This is a genomic window from Actinosynnema sp. NPDC050436 (genome assembly GCF_040655415.1).
In the GTDB taxonomy this organism is placed as follows: Bacteria; Actinomycetota; Actinomycetes; order Mycobacteriales; family Pseudonocardiaceae; genus Actinosynnema.
In genome coordinates this window covers 106,107-126,912 of sequence record NZ_JBFAJV010000012.1, presented here as the reverse complement: position 1 = coordinate 126,912, position 20,806 = coordinate 106,107, and the positions used below count along the sequence as shown (strand labels likewise).

Genomic DNA, 20,806 nt, shown 5'->3' with positions numbered 1-20,806 from the left:
GTGTCGCGTCCAGCGGCTTTCACGGCGCGGGAATGGGCGAGGCTGCTCACGGTCTGCGGCGCGCTGCTGTTCGAAGGGATGAGCCTGTCGAGCATCAACGTGCAGGCACCCCTGATCCGCGACGACCTCGCCCTGTCGCCCTTCGTCCTCCAGGTGACGGTGTCGGCGTTCCTCGTCGTCGTCGCAGGCGGTCTCCTCGCCGCCGGCCGCTGCGCCGACCGCTACGGACGCCGCCGGGTCTTCATGATCGGCGTGCTGCTGTTCGGCATCGGCTCGGCGGCGGCGTTCCTGGCCGCCGACGCCACCGTGCTCGTGACCGGGCGCGTGCTCCAAGGCGCGGGTGCCACGCTCTCGCTGCCCGCTGCGATCGCCGTGGTCACCACGACCTTCGCCGCAGGAGGGCCGCGCGAACGTGCACTCGGCTTCTACAGCGCGATGGGAGCCGGCGGCTTCTCCCTGGGACTGGTGGTCACCGGCGTGGTGACGACGCTGTTCGGCTGGCGATGGGGTTTCGGCATCTACGTCCCGCTGGCCGCGCTCGTGCTCGTCGTCGCCCGCCGCGCGATCCCGGCCGACGAGGGCGTCGAGCGGCCGGCCCCGGTCGACTGGCTCGGGGCGGTGACCGGGACGGTGGGCCTGACCGGTGTCACCTTCGCCCTGGCCGCCTCCCCGGAACCCGGGCAGGCGGGACCGGCGGTCGTCACCGGGTTGCTGGGCGCCGCCTTCCTCGCGGCCTTCGTCACGCGGCAGCGCACCGCCGCCCAGCCGCTCGTGCCGGCCGAAGTGGCGCGCGCGCCGGGAACCCGGCTCGGCGGGCTGGCGCTCCTGGTCGCCTTCGCCGGCATCGCCGCCTCGCTCTACCACCTCAACCTCGGCCTGCAGGGCGAACTCGGCTACTCGGCGCTCCAGGCCGGACTCGCCTTCCTCCCGCAGGGCGCGGCGGTCGCGCTGCTCTCCGGCACCGGCGCACGTGCCGCCGGCCGCTGGGGCGCGGTCCCCGTCATCACCGCCGGGATGGCACTGGAGGCGGTGGGGATGGCGCTCTTCCTGACCGTCGGACCGGACCGCCCCTACGCCCTGACGTTCCTGCCCGCGTCGACCCTGGTCGGCCTCGGCCTGGCCGCCATCTTCCCCGCAGCGACCGCACTGGCCGTCACAGGCGTGCCCGACCGGTCGCACGCGGTCGCCGCCGGCGTGGTGACGACGTGCCAGCAGGGCGGCGGGGCACTCGGGCTCGCTCTGGTCACCGCCGTGGCCCTCGGCACCACCTCGGTCACCGCCGTGCACACCTGGGCGATGACGCTGATCGTGCTCGGCACACTGGCCGGGACCCTCGCCGTGCGGCTCCTCGCGGCGCGACTCCGGTGATCCACCCACGGCGGCGTGGACCCCCGGACCCGCACCGCCGCCTCAGACGGCGGTGCGCCCGCCGTCGACGGGCAGGACCGCACCGGTGATGTAGCTGGACCGGTCCGAGGCCAGGAAGGCGACGAGCTCCGCGATCTCCTCGGGCCGGGCGGCGCGGCGCATCGGGGTCGTGGCACCGAGCCCGTCGATGAACTCCACCAGGTCCGGGTTGGTGTGGACCGGCCCCGGAGCGACGGCGTTGACCCGCACCCCGGTCCCGCTGTACTCGGCCGCCCACGCGCGGGTCATCCCGTTGACCGCCGCCATGGCCGCGGCGCACGGTGCGCCACCGGGCAGACCCAACGACGCCGCCATGCTGGAGATGTTCACGACGCTGCCCCGGCCGCGCTCGGCCATGCCCGGAACGAGCGCCCCCACGAGCAGGAACGGAGCCCGCACATTGACCGCCAGCAACGAGTCGACGGTCCCGGAAGCGATCTCGGCGGTCGATCCCCACGCACAGAACCCCCCGTTGTTGACCAGGACGTCCACCGGTCCCACCGCTGCGGCCAAGCGGGCGACGGCGGCGGCATCCGCCAAGTCGGCCGCGACGAACTCGGCCACTCCACCGCACCGCTCGATCTCTGCCACCACCTGCGCACCACGCTCGACGTCACGGCCGTGGACGATCACGGTGAAGCCCATGTCGGCGAGCCGCACGGCCGATGCGCGCCCGATACCGTTGGTGGACCCGGTGATCAACGCCCTCCGGGAACGGAGGTCGGAGTCGGGTTCGTCACTCATGGCCGCTCCTCGCAGAATGTGTCGCAAAAGGACGATCGCAACAGTGCCGGCACGGTCGCCGGGAAGGTCGTCTCCACGTCGCACGCTACGTCATGTCGGTGGATCGCGGGAGCGTGCGAACGAGTGCTTTGCACATACCCTAGAGCCAAGGCGCACAACGATGATCGCACATGCGGAGTGGTGAACCGATCTCAAACGGTGCTGTTCTTTCGGTTCGAGGGGGTCTGACTGTTCGTTCCGACGATGGTGTGGACGTCATGGCGTGATGTGGGACGGTGCCGGCGCGCGCCTCAATCGCTGATCTGAGAAGGAACTTCGGGGACTGAGCCAGACAGACGAAGGTGGCGAATGGAGTGACCGGCCTGGAGGTGCACCTCGCGCAGTCCCTCCCGGGCTCGGCAGGCCAGAGCGGACACGCCGTTGGCGGTCATGCCGAGTACTTGGGCGGCCTGGCTGGGGTTCCCCTCAATGTTGGTGGCACCGGGGCAGGGGACGAAACCAGCCGGTGCCGTGTTCCGATCCGCCCAGAACGCGAATCCCGCCGGTTCACGACGAAGTGCCCGGACCAGCGGTCGGCAGTCGCCACGCTACCGCGTCCCTGAGGGAACGTAGCCGTGGACGGCTCGCCACGCTCGACGGTGGTGCACCCAGTTCCAGCACCTTCCCTTCGGTGTTCGGGCAGCACTTCCTCTCCGGTGGACGGGCCTCCTGCCGCTCTGCCTGGTCTGGGGAGCCGACCGGGTCCCGACGCCGGGGCGACGTCCGGATGCGCGGTCGGTGAACGGCGGGTATCCCGACGATCAGTCTGCGGCGAGCCGCAGGGAGGAAGCGTTCTACATGCCACCGAGAAACCATTCCGCCCTTGACCACACGCAGCCGACATGACCCGACGCGACACCACTGCAGTGGGTTGCTCCGGGAAACGGCGTGCAGTCGGACCCAGTGGAGCGGTGTCGGTGCCCTGGAAGTCCGTGCCGTGGACGCCGTGCGCCGCGCGGGGTCCCTGACGACTTGGCGTCGGTCGTGGATCCAGCCGCAGTCGTGCCGGGCAGGACTGGTCGCAAGGGTCGCCGGTGGTTGTTCTCCTGCGGCTGACGAGGTCGGCGGAGTCGGTGTTGGCGCCGCAGAGCACGACGATGACGCGGTCGTCGGGTCCGGGCTGGTGGGTGCCGGTGTGCAGGGCTGTGAGCGCGGTGGCGGCACCGTGGTCCACGGCGGTGCGGCGGTCGTTCTACAAGGTCTGGCGGGCGGCGGCGATGGTGGCGTCGACCGGGACCGAGTGCGTCTGCGCGCGTCGGGCGGCCTTCAACGCCAAGTCGGACACGCGGCGCGCGCCAGGGGAGTCCGCGGCGATGGAACGGACCCCGACGTCGACCGGCCGGCCGTGCTCTAGGGCGGCGTTGAGGGCGCGGCAGTCCTCGGGTTCTACGGACACCACGCGCAGGCCATGATGGACAGCGGCGGTGGCGACTTCGATGAACAGGCTCCCGTCGCCTACCGACACGACGATCGTCATCCCGCCGGAGGTGCGGTCTGAAGTCGGGGAGAGCGGGCGCTCTCCCCGACCAAGGTGCCCGCGCCCGCAGCGATGAGCGGGTGGTAGTAGGCGTGCGAGGCGACCGTGCTCGGGTGCGGTCTCCGGGTCTGGCACCGTCGCGGTGATGCTGTGCTGCCTGGCCGCCCACGCGCAGTTCGGTCCGGCGTTGCTCCCGGAGGTGATGACCACCCTGGCCTCCGGCATGGCCTGCTCCTGCAGTGAAGCTGACCGCGCCCCGGGCCTTGAACGAGCCCGTGTGCTGCGTGAACTCGGCCGCCTGCCACACCTCGGCCGCGCCGGACCGGTCGGCCTGCACCGGCAGGAGTCGGACCGGATGGACCAGGTGGGCGAGGTCTTCGAGTCGATCAGGCCGTCCACCTGGCACGCTGGACGGCCTGGAGCGGCCTCTCCAGCTTGTCGGCGTCATCGGTGCGGGTTCTCTGGATGTTGTGGCAGTCGTGGCTGTCGCGCTGTGTGATCGGCCTCGTGACTCGCAACTCCACCGGCACATCGCGTCCGTGGGCGGCCTCGATCGTCGCTCGAACGGGTTGTTCTACCGGCGGGGAGGGACCTACGCCCGCGAGCGGGTATTCGGGAGGCGTGACCGACTTGTCGTTGATTGGAGTCGTGATGGGTTACAAGGGACTTGCGGCCGCTCTCGTGGTGAGCTTGGCGGTGGTGTCGACGACCGGGGTGTCGGGTGCGACACAGGTCTCCGTGCGACATGAACAGAAGGCGTTGTTCAAGAGCACGAGCGAGGAGCGGATCAAGAGCTTGCGGATAGCGGGCTGCGTCAGCGAGGCCGACCCGGTGAGCGGCAAGGTGAAGGTCAGTGTGCGCGCGTTGGTGCCTGATGACGCGGTGCCCAACGGTTGTGTGGCCACTCCGCTGGCGCCTGAGGCGACGACGCAATCTCCGCTGCGGCAGCAGGACGACGAGAACTACGGCGAGCAGGTGCTGGGCGAGTTCCCGGTCAGCGAGGTCCCGAAGCAGGGCACCGCTTGGGCGTGCAGGTTCTCGGGCAGTGAAGCTCTCATGGCGATCGCCGGCCTGGGGAACGCAAAACCGGACTACTGCATCGAACTGCTGCCGGGCAAGACCTACCACCTTTCCTGAGCATGGACTGTCGGCAGGAGGACGATTGCGTTCACGCTGGTGCCGTTCCGGCTCATCCACTCCGCGCCCGGACATGGCTGCGGTCGTGGAGGCGTCCAGGCACCGGCTCGTGGTGCACGGCAGCTGACGGCGACGACACGCCATGGAACGAAGACCGTCCGACTGTGCCAGCGAGGCGAAGACACCGGAACCGGTCCACGGAGTTGACCCGGACGCGAGGCTGGTGGCGCTGACGTGTTCGCTTCGGGGCCCTCGGTCAGGCGGGGCCAACGACCTCAGTACCCAGGACGACCGCCGTCGAGCCCAAGACCGCCACGACGTCACCCTCCACCTCCCCGCTGCCGGTGCCGGTGCTGTGGCAGGGCGGGGTGAAGCTGCGCGGTGACGGCAGTCCAAGGGGTGGCTGGTTCCTCGACGCGCCCCCGCCGCAGGAGGCATTCACCTCCGGAGCCCGGATCGCCGTACCGTCGGTCTTCGACGGAATCGGACGGTTACGCGCAGGGCCGTCGTCATGACGATGATGCAGAGCGGGTTCACCACGGCAGCGGCGGGTGCTCGCCGTGCTCGCCGCCGTCCAGACCGGTTTGGCCGCTGCGGAGTGGTGCGATCTCGCCCGCCGCACTGCGGCTGCGGTGAGACGGGCCGAGGTAGCGATCGGTATTGGCCACCGGAATCAACCTCGCCGGTCCGGTGGTCCATTTCGCAGAGGCCGCCAGCGTGACATTGGTGATGCTGCGCTCACCCTGAATCTTGCCCCTCCGAACACCGGTGCCTGACGTGCGGCAGAACCTGCACGACAGGAACTCTTACAGACGGTTCCTCGACCGGGCTGCCCGCAACCTCCCCAAGGTCTACGACGCCGACACCGAAAACCGTGTCGGACTTCAAGTCGGAGCTCTGCACCAGGTAAGCCTGCGAACGGTACAGATCCCGGAAGAACGCCACGACAACCGCATGAGCCTGCCCGTCGTCGCCGATTTGCGCGGTGCCGAACCGGTGGACCTCACAGCCGCTGAGCGTGACATGCGAACGGACCATCCGCCGCCGGCTTCGTGGGGGTCACGGTGCCGCCTGGAACGCGGGGGCGTCCGGTCCGGCGTGTCGGGCGGCGATCGCCGCGTGGAATGCCTCGGCCTCGGCCACCCGGCCGCTGCGCGCGTGCCAGCCGAGGTCGATGGTGATCTCCGGCGGGAACCGGCCGAGTTCGGTGACCGTGATCGTGTCGCCCCGCGAGTCCGGCGGGATCGCGCTGATCGGGAGGATCGAGATCGTGCCGCCCTTGCGCAGCAGGGAAAGCATCACGTCGAGGTCGTCGACCACGCGGAACCGGGTGAGGCCGTAGTCGTCGATCAGCCGGGTGGTGACGCCCGCGTGGTGGGTCAGCACGGGGTTGTCGAACAGCAGGAAGTCGTGGGCCGACAGCGCCTCGCGGACGGCGGACTCCCGCTCGCCGTCCACCACGAGGTCCTCGCGGTGCACCAGCACCATCCGGTCGCGGAGCAGCGGACGCGCGTGGATGGCGTCGCCCGTGCCCGTCGAGTAGAACACGGCGTAGTCGATGTGCTCCAGTTCGAGCAGGTCGATCAGGGTGGGTGCCGGCCTGCCGGTGATCCGGAAGCCGTGCGGTCCCACCGCGGCGTCGAACGTGTCCACGACCGCGTCCGTCATCCGGCCGGTGAGCCACGAGTCCACCCCGACGACGAGCTGGTCCTCCTGGTCCCGCGCGACGGTCGCGAAGCTCAGCGGGCGGCCCTGACCCGCCTCACCGAGCACCTCCGTCGCGCTGGCCAGGTCCCGGACCAGTTGGGCGGCGTACGGCAGGAAGTACGCGCCCTGGCGGGTCAGGGTGACACCGCGCCACCCCCGTTCGAACAACGGGAAGCCGAGCCCCTCCTCCAGGCGGCGCAGCCGCAGGCTCATCGTCGGCTGGGTCACGTACAGGCTGGCGGCGGCCTTGGAGATGGTGTGGTGCTTGGCCACAGCCAGGAACGACCGCACGCCCTCCAAGTCCATGCCGTCCACCGTCTCACACCACTTCGGACCGCGCCGCAGGTGCGGCCCGGCGTGACCTGCGCGGCGCGGTCTCCACGAAGAACACCGCCGTGACCACGGCGACGAGCAACCCGCCCAGCGCCAGGTACAGCGAGTACTGGATGCCGTAGTGCTTCGAGAGGTAGCCCGCGACCACGGGTGCGACACCGCCGCCGAAGATCTCGCCGATGCCCATCACGGTCCCGATGGCGGTGGCGGCCAGCGCGGGCGGCACGGACTCCACCGTCAACGCGCCCACGATCAGCGCCAGGCACCCGTTCGCGCCGAACGCGACGAAGAACAGCAGCAGGAACAGCACGGGCATCACGGGGCCCTGCGCGGCGAACACGACCAGCAGCGCGGCGCACAGCACCAGTGCGACCAGCACGGCGGGCCTGCGGCCGATCCGGTCGGACGCGCCGGGGATGACGAGCTGGCCGAAGAACGCGCCGAACCCGATGCCCGAGGCGATCATCCCCATCTGCACGGTGCTCAGGTGCAGGAAGTCGGTGAGGTAGCTGGGCACCATCGCGCTGAGCACGAAGATGCACGTCATCGTGCCGCACAGGGCGACGATGGCCAGCGGGATGTTGCGGTGCCGGAACAGGTGGCGCCACTTCGGCCGCTCGGCCGCGACCGGGGCGGGCACGACGAGCACGTCCGGTTCCCTGATCACCCTGGACAGCAGGACGGCCAGCACGATGCCGGGCACGATCAGGAGCGCGAACACCCAGTGCCAGCTCGGCAGCACCTGGAGCAGCTGGGTGGCGAGGATCGGTCCGAGGCCGACCCCGAAGAGCGCGAACGTGCTCTGCTGGATGCCCATGTTGAGACCGCGGCGCTTCGGATGGGACGCCTCCGCGGTCGCGGCGAATGCCGCCGGGCTGTACGCCCCCTCGGTCAGCCCGATGACCAGCCGGATGGCGATCAGGCTGAACAGCCCGCCGGCCAGTCCGGTGAACGCCGTGCACAGCGAGAACAGCAGGATGCCGGGGACGAGCACCTTCCGGCGGCCGATCCGGTCGGACAACCGGCCCATCAGCAGCGACGACACGCCCCAGGCCACGCCGAGCGCGCCGACGATGCCGCCGAGGTCCTGGTAGTCGAGGCCGAGCTCGTCGGCCATCGCGGGGAACAGCGGGGCGATGATCCACCGGTCGAGGCCGACCAGGCCGAAGCCCAACGCGAGCAGGGTGACCGCCCTGCGCTCGTAACGGACGTCCTTGCTCATGCACCCAGCTCCTCGGTGAGCGCGGACGCGGGCAGCACCCGGCCGAAGAAACCTCGGATGGAGCGGAGCGTCGCCTCCTGCGCGGAATCGGAAAGGGCTCCGGTCGCGTCCTCGATGAAGGCGACGCGGTAGTCGTGCATGTACGCACTGCGGGCGGTCGATTCGCAGCACGCCTCGGTCAGGGTGCCGATGATGATCACCGTGTCCACCCGCCGCAATCCCCGGATCGTGTTCAGCACGCTGTGCAGCGGTGTGTTGTGGTAGGCGTCGTACCGGTGTTTCCGGATCACCATCTCGCCCGGCTCCGGCGCGAGTTCCTCGATGATCTCCGCGCCGTGGCTGCCGTCGCGCATACCGGATTCGCGCAGTCGAGGAATGTACGAGGTCTCCAGCGGTGACACGTCGAAGGTGTCATAAAGGATGTGCTGCGTGTAGATCACAGGAATTCCCGAGCCCCGGCACGTGTCGATTACTTCCCGCATGACCGGCACCCGCTCGCGGGCCATCGGCACGGCCATCGGAAAACCCTCGCGCACGAAATCATTCTGCATGTCGATGACGAGCAACGCGCAGGTGGCTGGATCGACAATCCAGGGAGGGGTCGTCATATCGGTCCTTCACGGCCGTCACGAAGAATTGTGTCGTGACGCTAACACGGCCCACCGCCGTGCTGGCATTGAAATCGCCTATACCCTCCCGGCCGTCGGGTCGCCCATGTGCGGGCGCGAGCCCGCCCGTCGGTGGCGCCGGGCGAAGTCGTGCGCGGTTCCCGGCGGTCGGCGCACATTCTTCGGCACGATCACCGAAATGATCACCACACCGCGCGACCTGCTGAGCGCACGGTGGCCGGTGGTTGCCGCCGGCCACCGGCGACCCGGACGCTCGGCCGATCGAGGCTGAGGTGGCTTCGTCGCAATGGTGGGGTCCGGAGATGCGCTCGACTGGAGCGTCATCGGCGATTCCTACGGCAGGCTGGGACCTGCGCGTTCATCCCGGACACGCGTTCCACCGCGATGAACACCGGAAGGTCCGCACGGCGGGTCGACAGCGGCCGTTGCAGCAGAGCGCGGCCCGCAGGCCCGGCACCACCCTGCCGGGCCTGCGGGCGCTCACGTCAGCGCACCTTCCGGAAGAACGCGCGGACGTCGGTGACCACCGTGTCCGGCGCCTCCATGGCCAGGAAGTGCCCGCCGGCAGCCAATTCGGTCCAGTGCACGATGTTGTGGTCGCGCTCGGCCCAGCGCCGGATGGTCACGTCGTGCGCGGAGACCAGCACCCCGGTCGGCACCGTGCCGCGACTGCTCGCCGCCCAGTCCTGCCCGTCACCGTCCCACTGCCCGCCGGACTCGCTCCACTCGGCTGCGGAGATCTCCTCGTAGTACACCTGGGCCGCCGGGCCCGCCGTTCCGGTCAACCAGTACACCGAGACGTCGGTGAGCATCCGGTCGCGGTCGACGCTGTCCTCGGGCAGCCCGTCCTGCGGGTCGGTGAGCTCCTTGAACTTCTCCACGATCCAGGCGAGCTGGCCGACCGGTGAGTCGTGCAGCCCGTAGGCCACGGTCTGCGGCCGTTTGGAGTTGCACTGGAGGTAGCCGTCGTTGAAGTTCTGCATCGCTTGCCAGCGCCGCTGTTCGACCTCGGTCAAGCCGTCCATCTCTCCGTCGAGCCCGAGCGGGAACGTGATCATGGCACTGACATGGACGCCGATCACGTGCTCGGGGGCCTGCTTGCCCATCTCGGGAGCCACCCACGAGCCGGTGTCGTAGCCGTGCACGCCGTACCGGTCGTAGCCCAGTTCGGACATCAGGCGCACCAGCAGCCCGGCCATCCGCGCCGCGTTCATGCCCGGCCCGGTCAACGGGGTGGAGAACCCGAATCCGGGCAGTGACGGGATCACCAGGTGGAACGCTTCGCCCGGATCCGCGCCGTGCGACCGGGGATCGGTCAGCGGTCCGATCACGTCGAGGAAGTCCACGACCCCGCCGGGCCAGCCGTGCACCAGCACCAGCGGGGTCGCGTCCGGCTCCGGCGAGCGCACGTGCAGGAAGTGGATGTTCTGCCCGTCGATGGTGGTGATGAACTGCGGGTGCTGGTTCAGCTCGGCCTCGCACGTCCGCCAGTCGTAGCCGGTGCGCCAGTACTCGGCCAGCTCTTTCAGGTAGCCGACCGGGACGCCCCGGCTCCAGCCGACCCCGGGCAGTTCGTCCGGCCACCGGGTGTTGGCCAACCGCGCGTGCAGATCATCCAGTCGCGCCTGCGGGATGTCGATGCGGAAGGGGCGGATGCCCGGCTGTGCTTTCGTCATGGCCACCACGCTAGGGGCAGGTTAGGACTACTTCGTTCCTAAGAATCGGGCATACTTGCCGCTGTGGTCGAGACCTCGGCAAGACTGCTGAAACTGCTCTCACTCCTGCAAGCGCACCATGAGTGGTCCGGCACCGAACTTGCGGACCGGCTCGGCGTGACCACCCGCACGGTGCGCCGGGACGTGGAACGGCTGCGTGAACTGGGCTATCCCGTGCACGCGGCACAAGGCACCGCAGGCTACCGGCTGGGCGCCGGTGCGGCCCTGCCGCCGCTGTTGCTCGATGACGAGGAGGCCGTCGCGGTGGTGGTCGGCCTGCGCACGGCCACGGGCGGCTCGGTGGCGGGAATCGAGAACGCCTCGCTGCGCGCGCTCACCAAGCTCGAACAGGTGCTGCCGTCCCGGCTCCGACACCGAGTGCGCACCTTGCACTCCGCCACCGTCCGAGCCGGGGTGGCACCCGGCCCGCAGGTCTCGGCGGACACCCTGATGGCCATCGCCGAATCCTGCCGCCGCCACGACAAGCTGCGATTCGACTACACCAGCCCCCGCAGCGGCGACACGACCCGATCCGTGGAACCGCACAGCCTGGTCAGCTTCGGCCGACACTGGTACCTCGTCGCCTTCGACACCGACCGGGACGACTGGCGCACCTTCCGGGTGGACCGACTGATCCCGCGGATTCCCACCGGTCCCCGCTTCACCCCGAGACAACCACCCTTCGGCGACGTCGCGACCTACCTGGCACACCAACTGTCCGCGCGAACCTGGCCCTGCCAGGCGACCGTCGCCCTGCACGGGTCCGCCGAAGCCGTAGCCGACCGGGTCTGGCCCGGAATGGGCGTCGTCGAAGCCGTCGACGACCACAGCTGCCTGCTTCACCTCGGCGCGGACAGCCCCGCAGCACTGGTCTGGATGATCACCTCGGTGGACGCCGACTTCACCCTCGTCAGCGGCCCACCGGAACTCACCGAAGCCCTCCGCGCGCAGGCAGACCGCTGTCTCCACGCGATCCACAACGGACAGTGACGGACAGGGGGCAGGGATCTGCTCTGCTGCGACGTTATCGTTGACGAGGGCTGCAAGGTGGTGAAAACCAGGGACATCGAGACCTGGCTGCAGGCGTCGGTGCTGCACGAAGGGGACGACTCCGTCCTTGGATTCGGCACCCGGCGCGACCGTGGCGAAGGCGGCCAACACCTCTGCGGGCAACTGTGGACGTTGGGCGCTTCTCACCGCCGCGCAGCGGCGTTGTCGAGTCTGCGCTGCTCTCGTTCGGCCGACGGACCAGTGCCGTTCAGGTCGCCGATCCGTTTGCTGCGCAGCCATCGGCGCAGCTCGGCAGTGTCGTAGACCTTGTCGGCGTGCAGCTTCCGTGGTGTGCGTCGGCGCCCCGGTCGGGGCCGTGGCCCGGCAGCAGGCCGGACACCATCGGCTTGAGGCCGTTGGCATCGTGCGTGTTGCCACGTGAGATGACGATCAGAAGCGGTGTTCCGCGCTGGTAGGTCAGGAGATGCGTCTTCGACCCCGGCTTTTCCCCCTTCTACAGTGCTCGGGCCGGTGGGTTCGCCCCTCTTCTCAGCCCGGCCATTCGCCTCCACCCTTCCCCATGTCGGGGAGTTCGACCACGCGGAGCGCATCGCCGGTTCGATCGACATGCCATTCCACCGCGGCGTCGCGCTGACGAGGACGGTGTCCGCGTTGGCTCACAACGACCAGGAAGACAGGGCGCGTGTCCTGACCGACGCAGCCGAAGCGGCGATCAAGACCATGAGGCACAAACTCGGGCAGGTCGAGATGTCCACCTGGCTGGCGCGGATGAGCACGCAGCTCGGCGCGGCACTCGCCAGAACCGATCCCGACCGCGGCGAAGAGGTCGTCCGTTCGATCTCGGATCGGTGGGAGCACATCAGAGCCTTGACCCAGGTGGCGGTGGCGTTCGTTGTGGGCGCTGGTGGAGCCGTTGATCCCTCGGTTCGCGGTGTGTCCGCAGGGTGGTGGGACGGCTCCGGTGGACGACCGGGCGGTGTTCACCGCGATTGTGTTCGTGTTGACCAGCGGGTGTCGGTGGCGGGATCTGCCGCTCTCGGACGGCGTGTCGCCGGGCAGGTCCAGCCGGAACTGCACGGCATGGCCCAGTTCGTGGGAGAGGACGGCGACGCCGGAGATCTCGTCCAGGACGGGCAGCAGCCGCATCCGGTCCCAGGCGACCGGGTCGTCGGTGCGCACCTGCGGGAACTCCCGACCGAACAGGTCGGGGAACCGCTTGCGCCAGTACTCGGAGACGTCGGCCACGGCCGGGCACGTCGACGGCTGTGCCGGGCACGCTCGTCGCGCGCCCGGCCGGCACGAGGGCGGTGGCCGCCAGGAGGATCCGCATCAACCGAAGAACACGGACTTGGGGCCGGTCGGGAAACCGATCGCGGACAGGTCCGGTACGTCATCGGTCACCACTTTGGACGTACCCTTGCAGCCGGGCTCCGACCACAACTTCAGCGAGCCGTCGACGGTGAGGGAGAGGAAGTCGCCGTCGGTGTCCTGGCAGCCCTTGCCGGCGAGGCCGCGCGCGAAGTCGTCCCCGGTGGTGTCGTCGAAGTTGCGGCCGGTGAACAGGGTCACCGAGGTCGCGGGCTCGGCCGGCGGCTGCGTCTGCGTGGGCTGCGTGGGGCGGGTCCGGGTGGGCTTGGTGGGCTGTGGCGACTGCGGGTTGCCTGCCTTCTGCCCATCAGGGGTGACGCCGAACCACGTGCCGCCGACGCCTTGGCCCAGGGTGTCGCCGGGCCTGGTGTCCTTCGCGAACCGGTAGACCGGCCAGCCCTTGATCGTCACCTGGAGCTGCCCGTCGGACCGGGCGACCGTGCCCACGTCGGACTTCTTCACACCGGCGACGAACACCTTGGCACCCTTGGCGATGGTGACCGGCGGCCAGGTCTTGGCGCAGTCGCCGGCGCAGGTGGACGTCGAGGGGTTCGCGGTGTCCTTGTCGAACCGGTAGAGGGTCAGGCCCGCGCCGTTGACCACGACCGGGTTCAGCTCGCCCGCCTTGGCGGCCCGCAGCTGCACCCAGCGGTTCTTCACCTCCTGCGGGGCGTCCTCGGGGGCCAGGTCCCCGGACCGGTCGTCGGCCTGGTTGGACCGCGCGGTGCCGGACAGCAGCGAGACCGCTGCCGCCGGCGCGCGGTCGTGCTGCTGGTCCTGCGGCGTGGGCTGGGCCGCGTCGCCGGCTCCACAGGCGGTCAACGCGGCGACGCTGAACGCCACCAGGGCGGCAAGGGGCGCAACATGCTTGCGCAGCATGGGAGTTCTCCGTTGGGTGAAGGGGTTGCGCCGGTCACTGCGACCGGCCGACACCCCTCACCACGTACGGCTCCCCGCCCCGGTTCAGGGGCCGTCTCGAATCGCTGGAAGACCACCGTCCGGTCACGGTGGACGAGCACCCGGCCCTGCAGACGCCGGCGCGGGCCATGTCGCGTGGTGAGGCCGGTGTAGAAGGCGTACTCGAACGGCGCGAACTGGCCCCGGTGCGCCGGCATGTGAACCCGTCCGGCAGCACAGGACGTGATCGCGATGCCCTCCGGCTGTTCGTCCACGGGCACGGTCACCACCACTTTGCCCGCCAGGGCGTCGAACCTCGACACCGAGTCGCTCTTGGCGTTGGTCACCAACACCAACCCGTCGTCCCGGCCTGCGTCAGCGCTGCGGGCCACCGCCCCACCAGCACGGCAGGACCGGTCCGCCCGCGCCCGTGGGATCATCCGTACGCGGTTCACCGACGGGCCGCTGGCTCGACCCTGTCGGTGATCTTGGTCGCTGCTGTGCCAGCGGCGGCTCGCCAGGAATGCAGGCGCGGGTAGTCCTGCTGATCGAGGTAGTCCTGCTTCACCGTGGCGGGCTGTGCTCGGGGGCCGGCTCGGGGGCGCGGAAGAACAGTTCGGGGTCTTCGTCATCGAGGCCGTGGACGATTCCCGCCGACTGCCAGCCGAGGCGGGTCAGGAGCCGCTGCATGGGCTGGTTGGACAGGTTCGTGGAGGTGAACAGCTTGGGGTTGGTCCGGCGCTGTTGCGCGTCCAGCAGCAGTCGGGTGCCGACTCCGAGACCGCGTGCGTTCTCGGCGACCACGAGCATTGCGACGAAGGCATGGCCGAAGAACGTGTGCTCGGTGACGCAGTAACCGGCCACCCGCCCCTGGGCCTGCGCGACCCGGGTGCCGGCGGTGGCGACCCAGTGCAGGATCTCGTCGCGCCTGCCGGAGTGCCCGGCCGTGGCCACCGAGTCCGCCTGAGCCAGGAGGGGCACGTCTGCGGCGAGTGCGTCCCGGACGGTGATCTCCGGGCCGGAGATCCGATCCTCGATTCCCATGGTCGCCCTTCGTCGTGGGTCATCCGGGATGCGCCTTGCCCAGGCATCAACCCTACCGACGCCGAGCACCAAGTGGTCGGCGTCGGAAGGCGCGCGGTCCGGAGGCGGAATTTCATCTGAGTGGCCTGACGATCACGCCTGTCCAGGAGTCGACGGCGAAGCCGTTTGACCGATACCGCTACGCGAGCCGCACCCTGCGCGCGCTGTGCAACCAGATGCACGCTCGACTCTGCGGCGGCGGCTTCACCGATGCGGGAGGCGAGTACTGGATCACGTACCGCGCTCGGTGTGCTGATCGGCCACCACGGCCCTTCAGGCGTCTGTTCTGGCAGCGGCGGACAGCCGGACTTCACGGCCCGGCCAGGCGCGAACAGCGCAGGAAGCCGGGGGATGACGGCGATCCGCTCCGCCCGGGACAACGAGTCACTCGCATCATGACCACCCGGGCGGCCGATTACCGAGATGCGGGACAGCCCTCACGCGAAGTCTTCCTGGATGGCTTTGATGATGTCCGACACCGACCGTGCGATGTTCTCGTCACGAGAGGTCAGGTAACCGATGTCGGTCAGTGCGTATCGCACGGTGAACCGGGTGTACTCGGTCGGCGACTCCAACTCGTCCACGGTCTCCGTGATCCGCTTGGCCACGTGCACACGCTCCTCGGGCGGCAGCCCCTCGCTGTTGAGGACCAGGCGCAGCACCTCGGCGAGCCGTGCGCCGTGGGCGGAGGTGTGGGCGTTCTGGAAGTCTTTGATCACCGTGTTGACCGGCTTGTTGATGAAGGTCGTCGGACCGTGGATGGTGACGTTCTCCAACGTCCCGTGGGTGATGACCACGTTCTGTCCGTGGAACTCCTTCTGCCGCAGCGCTTTCTTCGCCGCGCTCACCCGCGCCAGCGCGGCCCGGTCCGCCCACGACGCGGACGCCGCCAGCGCTTCCAGTGCCGCCGCGCCGCGCAGCACCGGTCGGCCGGGGTCGCGGTGGCCGGAACGGTCGTAGACCTGTCTTGCCTGGTAGTCGGCCGGTTCCTCGCCCACCGCCCGGTGGATCGAGGCGAACAGCTCGCGGAACGACGCCGGGTCGGCCGACTCGATCGGGAAGACGACGGTGTCGTTGTCGTCGCCGCCGAACAGGGCGAGGCACGGGAAGTGGTCGGCCTCGACGCCGAGTTCACGCGCCACCTGGTAGAGGCCGCTCTTGTCGTAAGGCGACGAGTGCAGCCACCGCATCACCGACATCGTGCGCAACAGGGCCGGTTCGAGGTGGGCTCGCCAGTACTTCTTGGCGCGCCTCCAGTCCGGTGGGCGTTCGACCACGAAGATGCGCAGGAGCGGACCGGACATGGCGTTGAGCTGGTCGAAGTGCGTGCGGACGTACGTGGCCACCGCCACGTCCTCTTCGGTGTACAGCAACGCGCCCCACAGCCTGGGCCACGCCGCCACCTCCAGCGCGGCGGCCACGTGGAGGACGTCGAACAGCTCCTCCGGTCTGCCCAGCGAGTCCAACTGGTAGCAGGCGTCCGGCGGCACCTCGGCCTTGACCAGCACCAAGTCGCCCGACTCCAGGACATCGCCGAGCACGGACTCGTCCGGCAGGCGCTGCCCGGTGACGGCGTCCTCCGCCCAGACCTTCACCACATCGGTGCGGCCCTCACCCGACTCGTCCAGGGCGAGCCGCGCGAAGTCGGCGACCGCAGTGCCCGGGTCGACTTCCAGCGCCAGCAGACCGGAGGCGACCTCCGTGTCCGTCTTGTCCCACCGGGCAGGGTCGTCGGGGGCGGTGCGGTGCGTGAGAACGTAGGCGGCACTGTGCCCGAGCGCGCCTTGGAGAAGCGCGTGGTCGTCCACCCAGACGACGGCATCGAGCCGCATGGGGTCGCTCATCGGGTATCGCCCCTGTATCGATGGAGGAGAATGGTCGGAGCGCGGAAGTCGCCTGACGAGACTCAGGTGAACATCGACGAGACGCTGTCCACGATCACCGAAGCCGGCGTGGCGATGTCGGCAGCCCTCGACACGATGCGACCGATCCTCGTCAACTTCCGCTCCACGGCTGCGGGCTCGTCCCCGTCCGCTGCCGCAGCGGCCTCCTCCACCAGGCGCGCGGTGTTCTCGCGTTCCTCGTCGGTGAGGTCCTTGCTGCTCAGCACGAGGCGCAACAGCTCTGCCAACTGCTCGCCGTGCACCGAGTTGTGCGTGTTCTGGAAGTCTTGGACGACGGTGTTCTGCGGCCTGTTGATGAACGTCGTCGGACCGTGGAAATTGAAGTTCTCGGTCATCCCCACCCCTGGTGCCTCGAATCCGAACCGACAACATAGCGAAGGTCCGCACAGCGCCGTGGGACATCCGCCTGTTGCGATTCGCGGGGGTGGACGAAGCCGTCGTCGGGCCGACCTGCGCGTCCCCCAGGACACCGTCCACACTGACCACACGTCCGACGCACACCGCCGGCCCGCCACACCAGCCACGAACCCGCTCGGAGGGAACACCAGATGGGTGCTCGTTTCCAGGAACTCGACCGGCGTCCGACCACCCTGGGCGAATTGGTCCTGCGCCGCCGCTGGGATCCCGTGGCCGACCGCGAGGTCCACGAGATCAAGCTCGACGACGAGTTCCTCATGTCCAGCCTGTTCACCGCCGCCGAGGAGGAACTGGCACGTCTCGCGCTCGCCGGGATGTCCGCACCCCTCGACGTGGTCGTGGGCGGCCTCGGGCTCGGCTACACCGCGCGCACCGTCCTGGCCGACCCGAACGTGCGCTCCCTGCTCGTCGTCGACGCCCTCGACGCGGTCATCGATTGGCATCGCCGGGGACTGGTACCCGGCGGCACCGACCTGGCCGAAGACCCCCGCTGCACCCTCGCGCACGGGGACTTCTTCGCCCTGGCGCGCTCCCCGGAAGGATTCGACCCGGAGGTTCCCCACCGACGCTTCCACGCCGTCATAGTCGACATCGACCACTCGCCGCGCCACCTGCTGCACCCGGACAACGCCGACTTCTACCAGCCCGCCGGCATCGCCCGCCTCGCTGACCGCCTGCACCCCGGTGGTGTGTTCGCCCTGTGGTCCAACGACCCGCCGGACGAGGACTGCACCGCAGCGCTGTCCACCCACTTCGCGCACACCACCGCGGAGGTCGTCCGCTTCCCCAACCCCCTGCAAGGAGGCGAGTCCACCAACACCGTCTACCTGGCGACCACCGCAACCGATTGACCCGATCGGGCGTTGGTCGCAGTGCCGTCTGTCCGGGGTCTTCCGAGCGGGGACGCGGCGGATGCCGTCGCTGCCCTGGTGGTCGTGGGCGCGGCTGAAGGGCCTGCTCGACGGCATCCCACGACTCGCGCCGGCCCTCCACGTCATCCTTGAACCCCAGGCCGACATCGGACGGGACCGATGCCTCCTTGTCACCTGACCGGGTCGCTGCTCGCACCTCCTGATAGTGGATTTGCGGCGTCGCGGTCAGGTGCCGGCTGAAGTCCTGCCCGCGATGCACCTCGCGGCCCCGGTGCAGCGCTCGCCGCTCTGCGTCACCCAGCTCATCGTGGGCCTGCCCGCGCAGGTGGGTGGCGGCTTTGCCAGGATCGTTCGACGACAGATGAGTCGGCTGGGCTGTTCCGGCGGGAGTCACCGGTTCGCGAGTACGCGTCGTACGAGGGCTGGAAGTGTCTCCGGATCTGCCGGGATGGTGCCGCGCCAGGCGATGTGTCCGTCGGGGCGTATCAGGAGTGCGGCGTTCGCGTGGTCGGCGCCGAGGAGGCGTGCCCACTGCCCGGGGTCGGTTGCCTGCTGTCCGGCGGTGCGTACGGCCCGGAGGGTGAACGGGATTCCGGTGTGCCGTACGGCTTCCGCCTGCGCCTGCCACCGGGCGTCCTCTTCGGCTGTGAGCAGGGTGAGGCCCGGGCCGACGAGGTCGAGGGTGGAGGTGACGCCTGCGGTCCCCGGGGTGAGGCGGACATGGGGTGCGCGTTCTCCCGGCCGGCAGCCGGGCCTGTACCCGGACGGGTCCAGAACCCCGTGTTCGCCGGTGTGTTCCCGGTCGGGGATGACGGCGGTGGAGCGGTAGGTGGCGGTCAGGAGGAGTTCGTCGTCGATGCGGTAGCCGGCGCGGTTGGTGGCGTTGGCCGTGGAGATGTCGATGACCTGGCGGGCGAGGGGGCGCCGCTCGGCTTCGTAGGTGTCCAGAAGGGCTTCGCCGGCCTGCCCGGCGGTGACGGCGGCGAGTTTCCAGGCGAGGTTGTCGGCGTCGCCGATGCCGGTGTTCATGCCGTGCCCGCCGGTCGGCGGGACGACGTGGGCGGCGTCGCCTGCCAGCAGGACGCGGGAGCGGCGGTAGGAGGCGGCGAGTTGTGCGTCCATGCGCCACGTCATCGTGTCGTGGACGGTCACGTCCAGGCCGGGGATGCCTGCGGCCGTGCGGACGAGGTCGGCCAGGAGTTCGTGGTCCGTCGGGTCCGTCTCGGCGTCGGGTCCGAGGGGGTACTGGTAGATCCAGTGGCGGTCGTTGTCGACGGCCATGAACCCGCCCCGGCCGGGGACGGTGAGGAAGTACGAGGCGCTGGCGCGGTCGGCGACGACCTCTCCCAGGGGCGCCTCGAAGCGGACGCTGAGATAGCGCCCCAGTCCGGTGGGGCCCTCCATCCCGACTCCGGCTCCGGTGCGGACGGTGCTCGCAGCGCCGTCGCAGCCGACGAGCCAGTCCGCGCGCAGGTGGTGCAGGCGGCCCGTGGCCCGGTCCTCGACGACTGCCCGCACGCCGAGGCCGTCGTCGGCGAAGGAGACCAGACGGGCGGCGAACCGGATGCGGGAGCCGACCTGCTCCGTGGCGCGGCGCAGCAGCAGCGGCTCCAGGGCGTCCTGGGGGCAGATGAGGCCGGGCGACGGCGTGTGCTCGGGGCCTTCGCCGGGCTCTTGGGCGAGACCGTTGCGGACGTAGTCGGGGTCGACGAGGTCGCGCCCCCGGTAGAAGTGGACCTGCTCGGCAGGCAGCCCCGCCGCGCGGACCTCGTTCTCCAGCCCGAGCCGTCGGAAGATCTCCATGGACCGGGCCGAGACGCCCCGGGCCTTGGGGTGGCGGGAGGTGCCGGGGTGGGACTCGATCAGGACGTGGTCCACGCCCTGATCCGAGAGCAGGCAGGACAGGGTGAGCCCGACGGGTCCGCCCCCGACGACCAGTACGGACGTGTGCGATTCGGTCATGGGGGCTCCTTCGAGTGGGTGCGACCACCTCGGTAACGACTAGACAGATTTTAGACGTTACCATGGGAGGGGCGATGATGGACTGCTGCTGTCGACAGAAACGGGGCGAGCCATGGACCAGCGGTTCACCGATGGCAATCCACGCGGCCTGTACTTCCTGCCCGACCTGGTCAACGCCGTGCAGGACGGGACCGGCGCCACGCCGGCGGGGCTGGAGGCCGTCGTGGAGGCGCATGGGGGCCCACCGCTGCGGCTGACCGAAACCACCGCGGGGGAGATGCGGGAGGCCGCAGCGGCCATCGCCGGAATCCTGGACCTCGACGACGAGGACAGCGCCGCCGAAGCGATCAACGCCCTGCTCGACCAGTACCCCGCCAGGCCCCGCCTGGAGCGCGTCCCCGAACGCCGCTGGTCCCTCCGTGCCACAGCGCCCTACGAAGCACAGCCCGCCCGCTGGCTGCTGTCCACCGCCGCCCTCGCCCTCGCCCTCTGGCTCAGCGAACGCGGCTACTGCGCGTGGGGCCGCTGCGCCGCCCCTCGATGCGGCCGCTACTTCATCGACACGGGCCGCCGCACCCCGCAGCGCTACTGCTCGACCCGCTGCGGAACCCGCGTCCGCGTCGCCGCCCACCGCGACCGGAGCCGATGATCCACATCGACACATCCGGCTGCCATCGAGACGGCCGCGGTCATCTTCGCTTGGGCCTGTACGACATCCCGTCCACGCGATCGCCCCGGCCGTCGCCGGTCGCTGAACGGATGGTGCCCTGCTTGCCCCGCCGCACGTGGTTGAGCAGACGGCGGCCCTCGTCCTCGGTTGATCGACGTGCTCTGACCGGCACGACCCCCGGCGGCGACTACGTCACCGCCGAGCATGAGATC

Annotated in this window: 17 protein-coding genes and 1 pseudogene; 6 read left to right on the top strand and 12 right to left on the bottom strand. The window is 69.9% G+C overall.

What is annotated here, in order from left to right; all coding sequences use genetic code 11:
- Nucleotides 1-1,368 (top strand): MFS transporter, encoded by a 1,368-nt coding sequence (locus tag AB0I60_RS26810; protein WP_360734151.1) that lies wholly within the window; start codon nt 1-3, stop codon nt 1,366-1,368.
- A 42-nt stretch (nt 1,369-1,410) separates the two neighbouring features.
- Here AB0I60_RS26810 and AB0I60_RS26805 read toward each other — a convergent pair whose 3' ends face one another.
- Both AB0I60_RS26805 and AB0I60_RS26800 read right to left on the bottom strand, forming a co-directional pair.
- Complete coding sequence (locus AB0I60_RS26805) at nt 1,411-2,151, bottom strand: SDR family NAD(P)-dependent oxidoreductase (RefSeq protein ID WP_360734148.1); 741 nt, start codon at nt 2,149-2,151, stop codon at nt 1,411-1,413.
- Nucleotides 2,152-3,382: 1,231 nt separating this feature from the next.
- Entirely contained in the window at nt 3,383-3,667 is a 285-nt protein-coding gene (locus AB0I60_RS26800) for a hypothetical protein (RefSeq protein WP_360734145.1), read from the bottom strand.
- A 621-nt stretch (nt 3,668-4,288) separates the two neighbouring features.
- Between AB0I60_RS26800 and AB0I60_RS26795 the strand changes: the two genes are divergently transcribed.
- Nucleotides 4,289-4,804, top strand: a complete 516-nt coding sequence (locus AB0I60_RS26795) for a hypothetical protein (RefSeq protein ID WP_360734143.1) — start codon at nt 4,289-4,291, stop codon at nt 4,802-4,804.
- A gap of 533 nt (nt 4,805-5,337) precedes the next feature.
- Here AB0I60_RS26795 and AB0I60_RS26790 read toward each other — a convergent pair.
- The 5 genes from AB0I60_RS26790 to AB0I60_RS26770 all read right to left on the bottom strand — a co-directional run bounded on the left by AB0I60_RS26790 (nt 5,338) and on the right by AB0I60_RS26770 (nt 10,371).
- Nucleotides 5,338-5,472: a hypothetical protein gene (locus AB0I60_RS26790; RefSeq protein WP_360734140.1), complete on the bottom strand. Its 135-nt coding sequence runs from the start codon at nt 5,470-5,472 to the stop codon at nt 5,338-5,340.
- A 391-nt stretch (nt 5,473-5,863) separates the two neighbouring features.
- Nucleotides 5,864-6,817 carry a LysR family transcriptional regulator gene (locus tag AB0I60_RS26785; RefSeq protein WP_360734534.1) on the bottom strand — a complete coding sequence of 318 codons (954 nt, stop codon included), beginning with the start codon at nt 6,815-6,817 and terminating at the stop codon, nt 5,864-5,866.
- A 13-nt stretch (nt 6,818-6,830) separates the two neighbouring features.
- Nucleotides 6,831-8,066, bottom strand: coding sequence for an MFS transporter (locus AB0I60_RS26780; protein WP_360734137.1), 1,236 nt, complete (start codon nt 8,064-8,066; stop codon nt 6,831-6,833).
- Entirely contained in the window at nt 8,063-8,674 is a 612-nt protein-coding gene (locus AB0I60_RS26775; RefSeq protein ID WP_360734135.1) for an isochorismatase family cysteine hydrolase, read from the bottom strand. Before AB0I60_RS26775 ends, AB0I60_RS26780 begins: the two co-directional genes overlap by 4 nt.
- Nucleotides 8,675-9,180: 506 nt before the next feature.
- A complete protein-coding gene (locus AB0I60_RS26770) occupies nt 9,181-10,371 on the bottom strand; it encodes an epoxide hydrolase family protein (protein ID WP_360734132.1) in 1,191 nt (396 codons plus the stop codon).
- Between the two features lie 63 nt (nt 10,372-10,434).
- On the opposite strand from AB0I60_RS26770, the gene AB0I60_RS26765 reads away from it, so the two are divergent.
- A complete protein-coding gene (locus tag AB0I60_RS26765) occupies nt 10,435-11,400 on the top strand; it encodes a YafY family protein (protein ID WP_360734130.1) in 966 nt (321 codons plus the stop codon).
- A 913-nt stretch (nt 11,401-12,313) separates the two neighbouring features.
- Nucleotides 12,314-12,469, top strand: a pseudogene (locus AB0I60_RS26760) (transposase); the annotation flags it as partial.
- Nucleotides 12,470-12,750: 281 nt separating this feature from the next.
- On the opposite strand, the gene AB0I60_RS26755 reads toward AB0I60_RS26760, so the two are convergent.
- From AB0I60_RS26755 to AB0I60_RS26740, 4 genes are all read right to left on the bottom strand, one after another.
- Nucleotides 12,751-13,668, bottom strand: a complete 918-nt coding sequence (locus tag AB0I60_RS26755; RefSeq protein ID WP_360734128.1) for a hypothetical protein — start codon at nt 13,666-13,668, stop codon at nt 12,751-12,753.
- A 582-nt stretch (nt 13,669-14,250) separates the two neighbouring features.
- Nucleotides 14,251-14,730 carry a GNAT family N-acetyltransferase gene (locus tag AB0I60_RS26750; RefSeq protein WP_360734126.1) on the bottom strand — a complete coding sequence of 160 codons (480 nt, stop codon included), beginning with the start codon at nt 14,728-14,730 and terminating at the stop codon, nt 14,251-14,253.
- Between the two features lie 476 nt (nt 14,731-15,206).
- On the bottom strand, nt 15,207-16,613 hold the full coding sequence (locus AB0I60_RS26745) for a hypothetical protein (protein ID WP_360734123.1): 1,407 nt from the start codon (nt 16,611-16,613) through the stop codon (nt 15,207-15,209).
- 62 nt (nt 16,614-16,675) lie between these two features.
- Complete coding sequence (locus tag AB0I60_RS26740; RefSeq protein ID WP_360734121.1) at nt 16,676-17,008, bottom strand: hypothetical protein; 333 nt, start codon at nt 17,006-17,008, stop codon at nt 16,676-16,678.
- A 213-nt stretch (nt 17,009-17,221) separates the two neighbouring features.
- Between AB0I60_RS26740 and AB0I60_RS26735 the strand changes: the two genes are divergently transcribed.
- Nucleotides 17,222-17,941: a spermidine synthase gene (locus tag AB0I60_RS26735; RefSeq protein WP_360734118.1), complete on the top strand. Its 720-nt coding sequence runs from the start codon at nt 17,222-17,224 to the stop codon at nt 17,939-17,941.
- A gap of 411 nt (nt 17,942-18,352) precedes the next feature.
- Here AB0I60_RS26735 and AB0I60_RS26730 read toward each other — a convergent pair whose 3' ends face one another.
- Nucleotides 18,353-19,924 (bottom strand): FAD-dependent monooxygenase, encoded by a 1,572-nt coding sequence (locus AB0I60_RS26730; protein ID WP_360734115.1) that lies wholly within the window; start codon nt 19,922-19,924, stop codon nt 18,353-18,355.
- Nucleotides 19,925-20,036: 112 nt separating this feature from the next.
- On the opposite strand from AB0I60_RS26730, the gene AB0I60_RS26725 reads away from it, so the two are divergent.
- Entirely contained in the window at nt 20,037-20,573 is a 537-nt protein-coding gene (locus tag AB0I60_RS26725; protein ID WP_360734112.1) for a CGNR zinc finger domain-containing protein, read from the top strand.
- Nucleotides 20,574-20,806: the final 233 nt, after the last annotated feature.

What these genes read in the sequence shown, in the direction of transcription:
- AB0I60_RS26785 (WP_360734534.1), bottom strand. Translation starts at nt 6,817, where the DNA reads ATGGACTTGGAGGGCGTGCGGTCGTTCCTGGCTGTGGCCAAGCACCAC.
- AB0I60_RS26780 (WP_360734137.1), bottom strand. Translation starts at nt 8,066, where the DNA reads ATGAGCAAGGACGTCCGTTACGAGCGCAGGGCGGTCACCCTGCTCGCG.
- AB0I60_RS26775 (WP_360734135.1), bottom strand. Translation starts at nt 8,674, where the DNA reads ATGACGACCCCTCCCTGGATTGTCGATCCAGCCACCTGCGCGTTGCTC.
- AB0I60_RS26740 (WP_360734121.1), bottom strand. Translation starts at nt 17,008, where the DNA reads ATGACCGAGAACTTCAATTTCCACGGTCCGACGACGTTCATCAACAGG.
- AB0I60_RS26730 (WP_360734115.1), bottom strand. Translation starts at nt 19,924, where the DNA reads ATGACCGAATCGCACACGTCCGTACTGGTCGTCGGGGGCGGACCCGTC.
- AB0I60_RS26770 (WP_360734132.1), bottom strand. Translation starts at nt 10,371, where the DNA reads ATGACGAAAGCACAGCCGGGCATCCGCCCCTTCCGCATCGACATCCCG.
- AB0I60_RS26755 (WP_360734128.1), bottom strand. Translation starts at nt 13,668, where the DNA reads ATGCTGCGCAAGCATGTTGCGCCCCTTGCCGCCCTGGTGGCGTTCAGC.
- AB0I60_RS26805 (WP_360734148.1), bottom strand. Translation starts at nt 2,151, where the DNA reads ATGAGTGACGAACCCGACTCCGACCTCCGTTCCCGGAGGGCGTTGATC.
- AB0I60_RS26745 (WP_360734123.1), bottom strand. Translation starts at nt 16,613, where the DNA reads ATGAGCGACCCCATGCGGCTCGATGCCGTCGTCTGGGTGGACGACCAC.
- AB0I60_RS26800 (WP_360734145.1), bottom strand. Translation starts at nt 3,667, where the DNA reads ATGACGATCGTCGTGTCGGTAGGCGACGGGAGCCTGTTCATCGAAGTC.
- AB0I60_RS26725 (WP_360734112.1), top strand. Translation starts at nt 20,037, where the DNA reads ATGGACCAGCGGTTCACCGATGGCAATCCACGCGGCCTGTACTTCCTG.
- AB0I60_RS26750 (WP_360734126.1), bottom strand. Translation starts at nt 14,730, where the DNA reads ATGGGAATCGAGGATCGGATCTCCGGCCCGGAGATCACCGTCCGGGAC.
- AB0I60_RS26735 (WP_360734118.1), top strand. Translation starts at nt 17,222, where the DNA reads ATGGGTGCTCGTTTCCAGGAACTCGACCGGCGTCCGACCACCCTGGGC.